The sequence below is a fragment of the Streptococcus sp. HMSC034B05 genome, from assembly GCF_001809055.1.
Lineage (GTDB): Bacteria > Bacillota > Bacilli > Lactobacillales > Streptococcaceae > Streptococcus > Streptococcus constellatus.
In genome coordinates this window covers 142,264-156,079 of sequence record NZ_KV795612.1, presented here as the reverse complement: position 1 = coordinate 156,079, position 13,816 = coordinate 142,264, and the positions used below count along the sequence as shown (strand labels likewise).

Here is a 13,816-nt window from a genome sequence, read left to right as displayed (position 1 = left end):
AGAAGAACTTTTTTCTTTTAAAACGAAAACAAATTCTCTATTATTATATCAAAAAAATCCTTGATACTCCAACGATACCAAGAATTTGATAGTAAAAGTTCACTAGAGATGAAATGAATTTTCATTCCTTATCTGGAATAACTTTGAATAAATAGTAAGTTATAAAAAGAGTGAGTCCCACCAAAGCAAGTTTGACTCAAATAATTAGTGCAAAGAAGATTGAAATTCCCATTAGAATATAAATAAAAATGAGAATTCTTTTTTCCGCGCATAAGCAATAACTCCTGTTTCACGAAAGTCTGCTACATAAATTTGATACAACTTAGTGTGGTACAACCATTATTCAAACCGCTTAGAACTGCGTGAAAAACAAACAACAGACAGCAGTAAAAGGAGAGCTTCAACAAGAGCAGCCCCCAAAGCAGTGAAAGCAATGAAATGATTAAATAAAAATTCACATTGACTCTCCTAAATATCAGTCAATGGAGTTGCCGTATCTGGTGAGGTATCATAAATGTGAAAATCATGCTCAACTGCCAAATCAGCCTGTGCCAATTGATTGACCATTGTAATATGAGCCAATTCTTTAGTATTATTTTCCTTGCTGAGATGTCCTAGATAGATTTTCTTTGTCCGTATCCCTAGAGTGCGAATCATAGTTTCAGCACCATCATCATTCGACAAATGCCCTTGATCAGACAAAATTCGCTGCTTTAAACTCCAAGGATAAGTACCACTGCGCAGGGTTTCAATATCATGATTTGATTCAATCAAATAGCCATCTGCATTTTCAATGATTCCTGCCATCCGATCGCTGACATAACCAGTATCCGTCAGCAAAACAAAACTTTTGTCATCTTTCATCAATCGATAGAATTGTGGTGCAACCGCATCATGACTGACCCCAAAACTTTCAATATCAATATCACCAAATGTTTTCGTTTTTCCCATTTCAAAAATATGCTTCTGACTGACATCAATCTTTCCAAGTGCTGTTTCCATAGCATTCCAAGTATCTTGATTAGCATAAATATCTAAATGATATTTCCGTGCTAAAACACCCACACCATGAATATGGTCTTTATGTTCATGCGTCACCAAAATAGCATCCAAATCCTCTGGCTTACGATCAATTTCACTCAGCAAACTGGTAATTTTCTTTCCAGATAAGCCGGCGTCAATCAGCAACTTCTTCTTTGGGGTTTCTAAATAGAAACAATTGCCAGTAGAACCTGACGCTAAAATACTGTACTTAAATCCCTTCTCGTTCATGCTACCCTTCTAATTCATCTTCTTCCCAATCATCATCTTTGACAGCTTCCTTATCATAAGGCAGGACAATAGTAAAGGTTGAGCCTTTGCCATACTCGCTCTTTGCCCAGATAAATCCGTGATGTTGCTTAATAATTTCCTTAGCAATAGCTAAACCTAATCCGGATCCACCTTGTGCACGACTTCTTGCTTTGTCTACACGATAGAAGCGGTCAAAAATTTTCGGTAAATCTTTTTTGGGAATTCCTAAGCCCTCATCTGATATAGACAAAATCATTTGGGTCTCGGTTGTTTTCATACTCACTGTGATCTTACCGCCGTCAGGAGAATATTTAATAGCATTATTGATGATATTATCAATAACCTGTGTCATCTTATCTGTATCAATTTCGACCCAAATAGAGTTAATGGGGTAATCACGAATGATTTCATATTTTTTATCATCATTCTGACTTCTGATTTTGTCAAAACGATTTAAAATAAACGTGATAAAAGCTGTAAAATTCGTCAGCTCAATATCCAAATGACTGGTAGCATTGTCAATACGTGACAAACTCAGCAAGTCTGAAACCATTCGCATCATCCGATTGGTTTCATCTAATGAAACCTTAATAAAATCTGGTGCGACTGGTTCTGACAAGGCACCTTCATCTAATGCTTCCAGATAAGACTTGACACTAGTCAAGGGAGTACGCAATTCATGACTAACATTGGAAACAAATAGTCTCCGCTCACGCTCCTCTTTCTCCTGCTCCGTTGTATCGTGCAGCACAGCAACCAGCCCTGAAATAAAGCCTGACTCTCGACGAATCAAGGCAAATCGGACACGTAAACTTAAAAACTCTCCATTTTCATCCTGCGAATCAATGGTCAACACTGGAACTTTCGTAATCAAGTCTCGTAAATCATATTCGTCTTCAACATCCAACAATTTTAAGATATTCATCTTTCGTGCTTCAGACTCTTTGACTCCCAATTGCTTGGTCGCCATATCATTAATCATAATAATCTGCCCACGACGATTGGTCGCAAGAACGCCATCTGTCATATAGGACAAAATACTAGACAAGCGTTTGGTTTCTTGTTCTAAATTTTCATGCGTTAGGCGAATTACCTCAGATAAGTCATTGATACTATTTGTAATATCAGTAATTTCCGGACCACCTTGCATATCTAAAACTTCTGAATAATCTCCCGCGATTAAATCCTTCACTTTTTGATTCAATCGGCGAATACGAATATTATCACGTCTGTTTTCCAAGGAGAGCAGCGTAATGACCAAAATAAATCCTAAAATAAGTAAGACAAAAACAAAATCCCTTGATACAACAAATTGTCTAATATTATCAATCATTGTTTCTCATATAATATCCAACACCGCGCCGTGTTAAAATATACTCTGGTCGGCTAGGAATATCCTCAATCTTCTCTCTCAAACGGCGAATTGTCACATCAACAGTCCGAACATCTCCAAAATAATCATATCCCCACACCGTTTCTAGTAGATGTTCACGCGTCATTACTTGCCCGATATGCGTGGCCAAATGGTGTAGCAATTCAAACTCACGGTGTGTTAAATCCAATTCTTCACCATGCTTTTTCACGACAAAAGCATCGGTCAAAATCTGCAAATCTCCAATCACAATTTCTGTCGGAGCAGCTTCTGCTTCTTGATTTTCAATTGTCAAATCTGTGCGACGCAAAATAGCTTTGACACGCGCCTGTAACTCACGATTAGAAAACGGCTTTGTCATATAGTCATCTGCTCCGATTTCGAGACCAATGACTTTATCAAATTCACTGTCTTTGGCAGAAAGAACGATGATGGGAACATTGCTCGTTTTCCGAATCGTTCGCGCCACCTCTAAGCCGTCCAGTTCAGGCAACATCAAGTCCAAAATCAAAATATCTGGACGTTCTGCTTCAAACATCTCTAATGCTTCACGACCATTGAAGGCTGTCACTACTTCATAACCTTCTTTTACCATGTTAAATTTTATAATATCTGAGATTGGTTTCTCATCATCTACAACTAATATTTTTTTCATTTTATTCACCTTTTTCTATCTTTTCATTATACCAAAATTTCCTTAAAATTTACCAATTCAACCCATAAAACAGTATTTCTTTACTTTACAATTTTAGAACAAATATGTTAAAAATATAACACATTCTCTTCGATAGGGCGTTCTTTTGAATATCAAAAAAGGTCAAGACAAAAGTCTTAGACCATTCATTAAATTTTTATGAAAAGATTCCAAGACACGCTGCAATGATCTTAACTTTTCACTGCTACTGTAGTAACTTCCTAAAGGAGCAAATGTCCAACTGCTTAGTGATCATTTATCTCACTTTCTCCAGCGAAATACTCCATAACCCAGCAGCGTCCCCACTAATAAACATATAAAATAAGCCACATGATATAGTAAAATCCATTCACCAAAGGTCAAAATAGTCACAAAAAACATCAACGTCGCTAAAAGCACGAAACGACGAGAAAAACCGTACAAACCTGCATAAATAGCTGCCACAAAGAATGTTGCCAGTGGTGAATAAACAAGAAGATTATTCACCACCAAACTCTTTCGTAACAATTCGTCCATCGGTATCATCTGAACAATGACATCAAATAATAAATAGAAAAAGAGTAATATAGCTAAGAAAGGAAGAGCACGCCGCATTTTCTTACCTCACTGGTCTAGAAGTTTTATTTTAGGTATTTCTGTATATTTTTGATTTGTCGTTTTGAGGCTTTAAATATTCGCGCTGAACCGTTTACAGGAAGAGCAATTGCTTTTTGTGGCAAATGCATAACTGATTGTGCCAACCTCCTGCTGGCTGAAACTTCTGGATACAAGTCATTGTTGAAATCTTTTGAAATGGTCAAATCTAGATAAAATTCATAGACACGACGTCCAAAGTTTTCAGCAGAGATTTCGTATAATTTTGCAGCAAAATTCTTTTCATCTAAATCCGGTGTTGCAATAACAGCTTCCAAAATTGCTCCCGCCAAATCACGTTCTTCATAATAAAGCGTTCCAAACATTTTATTGTTGATAACATTGTCTAAATAAGGATTACCATGAGCAATAATCGGAGTGCCACTGGCTAGACTTTCTAAATAAGTCAAACCCTGCGTCTCACTAGTTGAAGCTGAAATAAAGAAGTCCGCCGCTTTATAATACAAGGCTGTCTCACTGGGTGCAATCATACCTGTAAAAATAATTACATCTATAATGTTCAACCGTTTGGCTTGTGCTTTTAAGTCAGACAAATAAGGTCCATCTCCTGCCACTACCAATTTCACATCTGGATTTTCTTCCAAAACAGCCGGCAGAGCAGCTAAAATTGCCTGAATATTCTTTTCATAAGAAACACGCGACAGACTGAGAAGCATGGTTTCATCTTTAGCAATCCCTAATTTGTCTCGCAAATCTGCAATATTTTCAGAAGTAATTTCTGGACGTTCAAATTTAGCCAACTCAATTCCAGTCGGAATAACACGTTTTTCTACTTTTACTTTGTATTTCATGAGCAAGTCATAAACAATTTCGCTCGGACAAATCACACCGTCCAAATCACTCATAAATCCGCGAACAATGTATTTGACCATGCTAGGACGAATAACCATGCCTTTAGCAATATAGCGTACATAATCCTCATACTGTGTATGATAAGTATGAACAACTGGAATTCGCAACTCTTTCGCAATCCAAACACCTAATAGACCCAAAGAAAATTCAGTCTGAGTATGAATAATATCCAATTGATATTGACGTGCAATTTCTAAGGCTGTTGAAAAACCACGATAGGCAATCCGACGATCTTTAAAAGCAAAAAATGGCACACTCGGAATTCGAATAATTTGCCAATCTTCATAGCGATTGACATCCTTATCTGTCGTTGTAAAAATAAAAACAGTATGTCCAAGCTTTTCTAATTCTGTTTTCAAAGTACGAATACTCGTTGCCACTCCAGAAACTTGAGGAAAATAGGTATCCGTAAAAAGACCAATTCGCATGCTACATCTCCAATACTTCTTGATAAGCATCCACAAGTTTATAAGCCACATCATCAATTGAACGACTCTGCGCCACCTTATAGCCAGCTTCTCGCTTATCTACTTTACCATCCAAAATCTTTTGGATAGAGTCTACAAATTCATCTACATTATGCCCCAATTCAGCTGATTGCTCATCAATCCAGCCCTCATATACGGGAATATCTCGCAAAACCACGTGTTGATGACTAGCCAACGCTTCCAACACAACGATTCCTTCCGTCTCTTCATAGCTAGGGAAAAAGAAGAGACTACTGCCGCTCATAGCTCCTTCAAAAACAGCCCCCTTGAAATAACCTGGAAATTCAACATTTTTAGGATGATTAAACAGTACAAGATTTCTGATTTTCCGTGGAATGATCCACTTGTTAATACTTCCCAGCCAAATAAAGCGAACATCTGGCATTCTGCGTGCTACTTCTACAAAGTCTTCAATCCCTTTGCGTCTGAAATAAAGCCCTGCACAGACGACAACCTTACCACCTTCTTGAATATTAAAATGCTTTCTAAATACCATCTCTTTATGAGGATCTTTTTTATATTTATTGAGATCAATCCCATTAGAAACAGCCACAATTGGTGTTGTCACGCCATAAGCCTGAATCAATTTTTTGGAATACTCAGATGGTGTAATGATAAAATCTGCCATTTGATACATATGTGCTAGATACTTACCAAAAGCAGAAGCAAAAAGATTCGACCCAATAAATGAATTGCGAAAATCCTCCTTAGTCGAATGCCCATGCATAATCACTTTTTTTCCTTGCTTTTTAGCTTTATGCAAAAGTCGCAAACTCCTAGGTCCATAGGTATTGATATGCACCACATCATAATCTCCCGAAGGGTCTGTCGTGTAGGGAATCCCAGCCAAGTCTAGAGCTTTCATCTGATGTTGCAAAGCTCGACCAATACCCGACTTTTCCAAAACGGCCTTGCCTTCTAAATAAAGTAATACTTTCATGTCTTCTATTATACCCAAAAGATGGAAAAAATTAAACCAAGAAGGTCAATGCATTATAAAAGCAAAAGAAAAAGACCTTGCGGTCTCTCCCTTACTTCCTTGTTGAACGGCGCTCAATAAGACCATGAGCTAACACCACTTCACGTTCTTCCAACTCTTCCTTGTGCATAATCTTAGTCAACATGCGCATACTAATCGCACCAAGATCGTACAAAGGTTGCCCAATTGTCGTCAAATTCGGACGAGTAAAACGTGCTACCTGCGAATCATCACTAGTAATGATTTCAAAATCTTCTGGTATATTTACACCTTTGTCTGATAAGCCATTTAACAATCCAGCTGCCAGTTCATCACCAGTCACAAAGGCCGCTGTCGCTTTAGAAGCAATGACACGCTCTGCCAATTGATAGCCATCCTCATAGCTGTATTTAGACTCAAAGACAAGCCCTTCACTATAAGAAAGTTTTGCTTTTTTCAACGCTTCTTTGTAGCCAATCAAACGAATCTTACCATTTATATCATCTACCAAAGGTCCACTCACAAAAGCAATTTTTTTATTGTTTTTAGTGAGGTGCTCTACTGCATCCATAGTTGCTTGTTTGTAATCAATATTAACACTTGGCAATTGATGTTCCACGTCAACCGTTCCTGCAAGTACAACCGGCGTCCTTGAACGAGAAAACTCAGAACGAATCTTTTCTGTTAGATGATATCCCATAAAGATAATGCCGTCCACTTGTTTTGAGAACAAGGTATTGACAACAGAAACTTCCTTGTCATCATCCTCATCACTATTTGCCAAAACAATATTATACTTATACATCTCTGCGATGTCATCAATTCCTTTTGCAAGCGTTGCAAAATAACTGCTTGTAATGTTTGGAATGACAACTCCTACTGTTGTCGTTTTCTTACTTGCAAGTCCACGAGCAACTGCATTTGGTCGATAGTCAAGGCGGTCAATGACTTCCAAGACTTTTTTTCTTGTATTTTCCTTTACATTTTTATTGCCGTTTACTACACGGCTAACGGTCGCCATTGAAACTCCCGCTTCACGGGCGACATCATAAATCGTTACAGTATCGTCTGTGTTCATAAATTATCCTTTCTATTATTGAAAATATCGTTTTCACATTCCTACCAAAATCATTTTATCACTTATTGGAAACACTTTCAAGCATTTTGATAACTTTTTGAAAAATCTTGTTCTTTCGGTAACTTCTTAGCAATTTTATCCATTATTTTACAAGAAAAATTTACTTAATTGATAAAATCTCTGAAGTATTAAAAAAGTTATCATTCTACCCTTGCTTTTTGCTCTATTTTTTGCAAAAATAGAGCATAGAAAGAAGGTAATAGAATGACAAAAATAAATCAAATTATTTCTTATCTGGAAACAGAAAAAGCAGACGTTGCTGTCGTTTCTGATCCTGTCACGATCAATTATTTAACAGGATTTTATAGCGACCCTCATGAACGCCAAATGTTTCTTTTTATTTTCACAAATCATGAACCGCTGCTCTTTGTTCCTGCTCTTGAGGTAGAACGAGCTAGTGCGATTGTTAATTTTAAGGTTGTCGGTTATGTTGACTCGGAAAACCCTTGGAAAAAAATCAAAGCAGCCTTGCCAGCGGGCAGTTTCCGAAACACTGCTGTTGAATTTGATAACTTGATTTTGACCAAATACAATGGATTACACACCGTTTTCGAACAAGCTGAATTTACCAATTTAACGCCTTACATCAATCGTATGCGTCTCATCAAATCAGCAGATGAAATCAAGAAAATGTTTGTCGCAGGAGAATACGCGGATAAAGCTGTCAGCATTGGTTTTGATACTATTTCTCTCGATAAGACAGAAACAGATATCATTGCTCAAATTGATTTCGGTATCAAACAACTTGGCTATGAGATGAGTTTTGAAACGATGGTTTTGACAGGCAATAATGCTGCTAATCCGCATGGCATTCCAGGTGCTAACAAAGTAGAAAACAATGCACTTCTTCTGTTTGACTTGGGTTGTATGGTCAACGGTTATGCCAGCGATATGACACGAACAGTTGCTGTTGGGAAACCAGATCAATTTAAAAAGGAGATTTACAATCTAACACTTGAAGCTCAACGGGCTGCTCTAGACTTTATCAAACCAGGTGTAACCGCTCATGAAGTCGATCGTGCTGCTCGCACGGTCATTGAAAAAGCCGGTTATGGAGAATATTTCAATCATCGCTTAGGACATGGTATCGGTATGAGTGTTCACGAATTTCCATCTATCATGGAAGGTAACGACATGGTTATCGAAGAAGGCATGTGCTTCTCTGTTGAACCAGGAATTTACATTCCAGAAAAAGTCGGTGTCCGTATCGAAGACTGTGGTCATGTCACAAAAAATGGCTTTGAAGTCTTTACAAGCACAAGCAAAGATTTACTCTATTTTGATTAAATGCTAAAATTAGGCTTGGTATAATAAAGTAACTACAAATTAAGTGGAAACGCAGAAATATTTTACCACGAAAAATGTTCAATAAAGCTTGCAATCTAACGGTTATTGACCTTATCTTAGAAGAAGTTTGACCTGTACAAACACCCTTGGGTGTTCATCCGACCAGCTTATATCGTTAAGCTCAAGAATATAAGAAATATAGAGAAAGTGCGTTCCCAAATTATGGGAGCGCACTTTGTTCTGCTCAATATGAAATTAAATAACTTGAAAACTCAAAAAATAAAGATGTACTATTCTAGTAGAATGCTTCCAGTTTAATGAAAAAGTGTCAGTCTGATATGCGTCGAAAAAATCTTGTGACAATACCTTCATAAACCCATAAACCCTTTATATATTGATACTTATTATAATATAAACAACTGATAGGAGCAGTAACTACTGTAAAATCCAAGAATATTTTTCATACTGAACTTATAAAGTAAAAGAAAATCAAAGTCTACAAAAAAAGATTTTTGTTCAATTCTATATTTTTTGTGCTAGTGTCAAGAAAAGCTCCGCATAATTTCCTAAAAAGAGTTTATCTGCACTATAAATAATCTGAGATTGGACTGATGAGAAACCGCTTTGAGACAGTTTTCCTTCCAAATCAGCAAGATGAAAACCATGATGATTTGTATCTGTTTTGACAAAATCAGCAATAAAAAGTTGTCCGTCATCAGCAAGATGATTTCTAAACACATTCAAAGTTTCTTCAATATTTGACATATGATGAAGAACACGACTGACTAAAATGATGTCAAACAATTGATTTAATGGAGTTGACAGTAAATCCTGCTGCAATAAATGAACGTTATTAATGGCTTGCTTCTTTACTTTTAGATGAGCCTGCTCAAGCATTTTGTCAGAAATATCAACAAGCATGACTGACTTGGATTGAGTTGCCAATGGCAGGCTCACCAATCCGGTACCACCGCCAAAATCTAAAATATGCTTGTCAGAAAAATCTACAACTTGCTTTTCCAACTCTTGACGAATGAGATCGGCAATAAATTTATTTTGGGAAGAATCAAATGATTCTGCTTTATGATTAAAATTATGTTCCATACTTTTAGTTTAACAGAAAGTAAGTCATTCTTCCAGAAAAATGCTTAACTGGTTTTCTAATTTCTTAGTAAATTCATTTTGAAATTACTATCAGCTTATCATTCATACAAGCTTCCTAAAAAAATAGCAAGTTCTTTCCCAAATCTCAAAGCAATAGGTTGAGCAATCAACTACTATGCGTCAGGCTTATTTCTATTAAAAAGCGAGGTTGAGAAACCATTATCCCGACCTCGCTTACTAGTTGAAATATCCTTTTATTTAGTCATCAAACCCATTTGGATGTTTTCTTTGCCAATGCCAAGCGTCTTGGCACATACGCGTAATATCAAATTGTGCTTCCCAACCTAATTCCTCTTTTGCTTTTGTAGAGTCGGCATAACAAATGGCAATATCGCCAGGACGACGGTCAACAATTTTATAAGGAATTGGCTTACCTACTGCTTTTTCCATATTCTGAATGATTTCTAATACAGAATATCCTTTACCAGTTCCAAGATTGTAGATATTCATTCCTGCATCTCTTTCAAGTTTTGAAAGAGATGCGACATGTCCTTTTGCTAAATCCACCACGTGAATATAATCACGCACACCGGTACCGTCAACTGTTGGATAGTCATTACCAAATACTTGAACTTCTTTTAATTTTCCAACTGCAACCTGTGTCACGTATGGCAAAAGATTATTTGGAATGCCATTTGGGTTTTCGCCCAGATCACCGCTTTCATGCGCACCAATTGGGTTGAAGTAACGAAGCAAAACAATATTCCAGCTTGAATCAGCTTTGTAAATATCTGTCAGCATTTCCTCAATCATTAGTTTTGTACGTCCGTAAGGATTCGTGACTGAAAGCGGGAAATCTTCCAAGATTGGAACAGTCTGCGGATCACCATAAACTGTTGCAGAAGAGCTAAAAATAATATTTTTGCACTTAACTTCTTCCATGACACGCAACAATGTCAATGTTCCTGTAATATTGTTTTCGTAATATGTTAGCGGAATCTGTGTTGATTCACCGACTGCTTTCAAGGCTGCAAAATGAATAACGCCTGTCGGTTGTTCGTCTTTAAAAATTTCAAGTAAAGCCTTCTTGTCACGAATGTCTACTTGGTAAAATGGAACTTTTTGACCAACAATTCGTTCTACAACTTCTACACTTTTTTTACTGCTGTTCACTAGATTATCAACAATAACAACTTCGTGTCCAGCATTAACTAACTCAATAACGGTGTGAGTTCCGATAAATCCCGCTCCACCTGTTACTAAAATTTTATGTTTCATGATTCTCCTTTAAAGACAAAGCTTCAATACTAGTTTATTTCAACACTTTTTGAGTCTTAGCATAGTTAGCTTCGACAGCTTCTTTTTCAGCTTTCCACCAATCTTGGTGGTCTGTATACCATTTTATAGTTTCTTTCAAACCAGCTTCAAAGTTAGTAAATTCAGGTTTCCAGCCAAGTTCATTACGCAACTTACTAGCATCAATAGCATAGCGCAAATCGTGTCCAGCACGGTCTGTTACACGATCGTAAGCATCAGCCGGTTGTCCCATTTCTTTGAGAATGAGCTCTAGCACTTCTTTGTTGTTCTTCTCACCATTTGCACCTATTAAGTAGGTTTCACTGATACGGCCTTTTGTTAAAATAGTCCAAACCCCTGATGAGTGATCATTCGTGTGAATCCAATCACGCACGTTCTTACCTTCGCCATAAAGTTTTGGACGAATACCTGAGAGGATATTGGTAATTTGGCGCGGAATAAATTTTTCGATGTGTTGATATGGTCCATAGTTATTTGAACAATTAGAAATAGTTGCCTTGACACCGAAAGAGCGCACCCAAGCTTTGACAATCAAGTCAGAAGCTGCCTTGGTTGACGAATAAGGTGAACTTGGATTGTATTTCGTTTCTGGGGTGAATTTTTCACCCGGTCCTTCACCGTGCCCTGGAAGATCTTCACGAAGAGGAAGGTCTCCGTAAACTTCGTCAGTCGACACATGGTGGAAACGAATGTCGTATTTACGAGCTGCTTCAAGAAGCGTATAAGTTCCAACAAAGTTCGTATCGATAAATGGACGAGGATCATTTAGCGAATTGTCATTATGACTTTCGGCTGCATAATGAACAATTGCATCCGCATTCTTAGCTACTTGATCAACAATTGCTGCATCTGCAATATCTCCAACGACTAACTCCACGCGATCACCTAGAATTTCTTCAATGTTAGCTCGATTACCAGCATAAGTTAGCTTATCCAGAACCGTGATATGCACATCTGGAAAGTTATTATAGACATAATGGACAAAGTTAGAGCCGATGAATCCTGCTCCACCTGTCACTACAATATTTTTATATTCAGTCATGAAAAGATTTTCTCCTATTTTTCTGAGGGTATTATAACATATCTTTGGTCAAAGGCTTAACATCCTTAAGCATTGGATGATTCTTATCTGCTTCAGAGACTTCTGCTTGATCAAGATTTTCCCATTTAATTTCAAGAGTAGGGTCAGCATAGTTGACAAAGGCATACTTAGGTTTCAATTCCAATGCCCAGTAATCATTGACCAAATAACTATAAGAAACCGTATCTGACAATACTTGGAAGCCATTTGCTACACCGCGAGGAACGAAAATTCCCTTGCTGGCATCAATAACCGTTTGGTAGGTATTTCCGAATGTCTCTCCTTCACGCAAATCAACCCAAGAACCAAGAACTTTACCGCCATCTGCGACAGAAATATACTTATCCCAAGGTTCTGCATGAAGACCACGGAGAACATTTTTACGAGAAAAACTGACATTGTTTTGCAATTTCCCTTCTGCAAAAAAGCTTTCCGGAAAACCAAGTGGCACCATTTTTTCTTTTTGAAAGTTTTCTTTGAACCAGCCACGGTTGTCCCCATGAACTGGAATGTCAAATTCCAGCATGCCAGGAATAGCTTCAATCTTATGGGCTGCTAATTTTTTTTCAAAAAATTGTTCAGACATGTCTTATTCTTCTCCAATCAAACGCAATAAGTAATGACCGTATTCGTTCTTTTTAAGCGATTGTGCCAAATCATGCACTTGCTCTTTGGTAATATACCCCATACGGTAGGCAATTTCTTCTAAGTTTGCGACTTGAACATTTTGCATACGTTGGACGGTTTCAATATATTGAGCAGCTTCTAACAAGCTCTCGTGTGTACCGGTGTCTAACCAAGCAAAACCTCGTCCCATCAGCTCAACAGACAAATCACCGCGGTCTAAGTAAGCCTTATTGACATCAGTGATTTCCAGCTCTCCACGTGGGCTAGGTTTGATATTTTTAGCAATTTCTACTACGTCATTGTCATAGAAATAAAGTCCTGTAACTGCGTAGTTAGAACGGGGTTGTTCTGGTTTTTCTTCGATAGAGATCGCATTCATATTTTCATCAAATTCAACCACACCGAAACGCTCTGGATCTTTCACTTGATAACCAAAAACAGTCGCTCCCTTTCCTTTAGAAGCAGCTTTTTGCAACATTTTGCTAAGGCCTGGACCATGATAAATATTATCACCTAAAATCAAAGCCACATGGTCATCTCCAATAAAGTCAGCACCGATAATAAAGGCTTGAGCCAAGCCATCTGGACTTGGTTGCTCAGCATAAGAAAGCTTGATACCAAACTCCGAGCCATCGCCCAACAAATCCTCAAAGCGAGGGAGATCTGTCGGTGTTGAGATAATCAAGATATCCTTGATACCAGCCAGCATGAGGGTTGATAGCGGATAATAAATCATGGGTTTATCATAAACCGGCATGAGTTGTTTAGATGCAGCTCTAGTCAAAGGATACAAACGTGTACCAGAGCCGCCTGCAAGAATAATACCTTTCATAATGAGTTTCCTCTCTTAATGTATTCTCTTTATTTTACCATTTTTGAAAGCGGATGTCACTTTTTACTTAAAAACTAAAATTTAAAAGCACACTCCTGTAAGAGTTTCTTGGATTTACA

Annotated in this window: 13 protein-coding genes and 1 pseudogene; 1 reads left to right on the top strand and 13 read right to left on the bottom strand. The window is 37.6% G+C overall.

Going from position 1 to position 13,816, the window contains the following annotated elements; genetic code table 11:
• Positions 1-121: 121 nt before the first annotated feature.
• The 8 genes and pseudogenes from HMPREF2542_RS10000 to ccpA form a co-directional block, all read right to left on the bottom strand.
• Positions 122-435, bottom strand: a pseudogene (locus tag HMPREF2542_RS10000) (DUF454 family protein).
• Between the two features lie 33 nt (positions 436-468).
• Positions 469-1,272, bottom strand: a complete 804-nt coding sequence (locus HMPREF2542_RS06025) for an MBL fold metallo-hydrolase (protein WP_003068695.1) — start codon at positions 1,270-1,272, stop codon at positions 469-471.
• 1 nt (position 1,273) lies between these two features.
• Positions 1,274-2,626 carry a cell wall metabolism sensor histidine kinase VicK gene (gene vicK, locus HMPREF2542_RS06020; protein WP_037596825.1) on the bottom strand — a complete coding sequence of 451 codons (1,353 nt, stop codon included), beginning with the start codon at positions 2,624-2,626 and terminating at the stop codon, positions 1,274-1,276.
• Complete coding sequence (gene yycF / locus HMPREF2542_RS06015; protein ID WP_003035055.1) at positions 2,619-3,320, bottom strand: response regulator YycF; 702 nt, start codon at positions 3,318-3,320, stop codon at positions 2,619-2,621. The genes vicK and yycF overlap by 8 nt, the downstream gene beginning before the upstream one ends.
• Positions 3,321-3,620: 300 nt before the next feature.
• Positions 3,621-3,953 carry a hypothetical protein gene (locus HMPREF2542_RS06010; RefSeq protein WP_049481080.1) on the bottom strand — a complete coding sequence of 111 codons (333 nt, stop codon included), beginning with the start codon at positions 3,951-3,953 and terminating at the stop codon, positions 3,621-3,623.
• Between the two features lie 26 nt (positions 3,954-3,979).
• On the bottom strand, positions 3,980-5,293 hold the full coding sequence (locus tag HMPREF2542_RS06005; protein ID WP_058669627.1) for a glycosyltransferase family 4 protein: 1,314 nt from the start codon (positions 5,291-5,293) through the stop codon (positions 3,980-3,982).
• Between the two features lies 1 nt (position 5,294).
• A complete protein-coding gene (locus HMPREF2542_RS06000) occupies positions 5,295-6,293 on the bottom strand; it encodes an LTA glycolipid anchor biosynthesis glycosyltransferase, IagA/BgsA family (protein WP_003068685.1) in 999 nt (332 codons plus the stop codon).
• Between the two features lie 91 nt (positions 6,294-6,384).
• Positions 6,385-7,389 carry a catabolite control protein A gene (gene ccpA, locus HMPREF2542_RS05995; RefSeq protein WP_039677205.1) on the bottom strand — a complete coding sequence of 335 codons (1,005 nt, stop codon included), beginning with the start codon at positions 7,387-7,389 and terminating at the stop codon, positions 6,385-6,387.
• 264 nt (positions 7,390-7,653) lie between these two features.
• Here ccpA and HMPREF2542_RS05990 point away from each other — a divergent pair, with 264 nt between their 5' ends.
• Positions 7,654-8,736, top strand: coding sequence for a M24 family metallopeptidase (locus tag HMPREF2542_RS05990; protein ID WP_003068682.1), 1,083 nt, complete (start codon positions 7,654-7,656; stop codon positions 8,734-8,736).
• Positions 8,737-9,258: 522 nt separating this feature from the next.
• Here the strand turns inward: HMPREF2542_RS05990 and HMPREF2542_RS05985 are convergent.
• The 5 genes from HMPREF2542_RS05985 to rfbA all read right to left on the bottom strand — a co-directional run bounded on the left by HMPREF2542_RS05985 (position 9,259) and on the right by rfbA (position 13,697).
• Positions 9,259-9,840 carry a class I SAM-dependent methyltransferase gene (locus HMPREF2542_RS05985; RefSeq protein ID WP_058669628.1) on the bottom strand — a complete coding sequence of 194 codons (582 nt, stop codon included), beginning with the start codon at positions 9,838-9,840 and terminating at the stop codon, positions 9,259-9,261.
• Between the two features lie 258 nt (positions 9,841-10,098).
• The gene (gene galE, locus HMPREF2542_RS05980; RefSeq protein WP_058669629.1) at positions 10,099-11,118 is read right to left on the bottom strand and encodes a UDP-glucose 4-epimerase GalE; all 1,020 of its coding nucleotides are present in this window, start codon (positions 11,116-11,118) and stop codon (positions 10,099-10,101) included.
• A 34-nt stretch (positions 11,119-11,152) separates the two neighbouring features.
• On the bottom strand, positions 11,153-12,199 hold the full coding sequence (gene rfbB / locus HMPREF2542_RS05975) for a dTDP-glucose 4,6-dehydratase (RefSeq protein ID WP_058669630.1): 1,047 nt from the start codon (positions 12,197-12,199) through the stop codon (positions 11,153-11,155).
• A gap of 31 nt (positions 12,200-12,230) precedes the next feature.
• Positions 12,231-12,824, bottom strand: a complete 594-nt coding sequence (locus HMPREF2542_RS05970; RefSeq protein ID WP_020997880.1) for a dTDP-4-dehydrorhamnose 3,5-epimerase family protein — start codon at positions 12,822-12,824, stop codon at positions 12,231-12,233.
• 3 nt (positions 12,825-12,827) lie between these two features.
• Positions 12,828-13,697: a glucose-1-phosphate thymidylyltransferase RfbA gene (rfbA, locus tag HMPREF2542_RS05965; RefSeq protein ID WP_003040344.1), complete on the bottom strand. Its 870-nt coding sequence runs from the start codon at positions 13,695-13,697 to the stop codon at positions 12,828-12,830.
• Between the last annotated feature and the right edge of the window lie 119 nt (positions 13,698-13,816).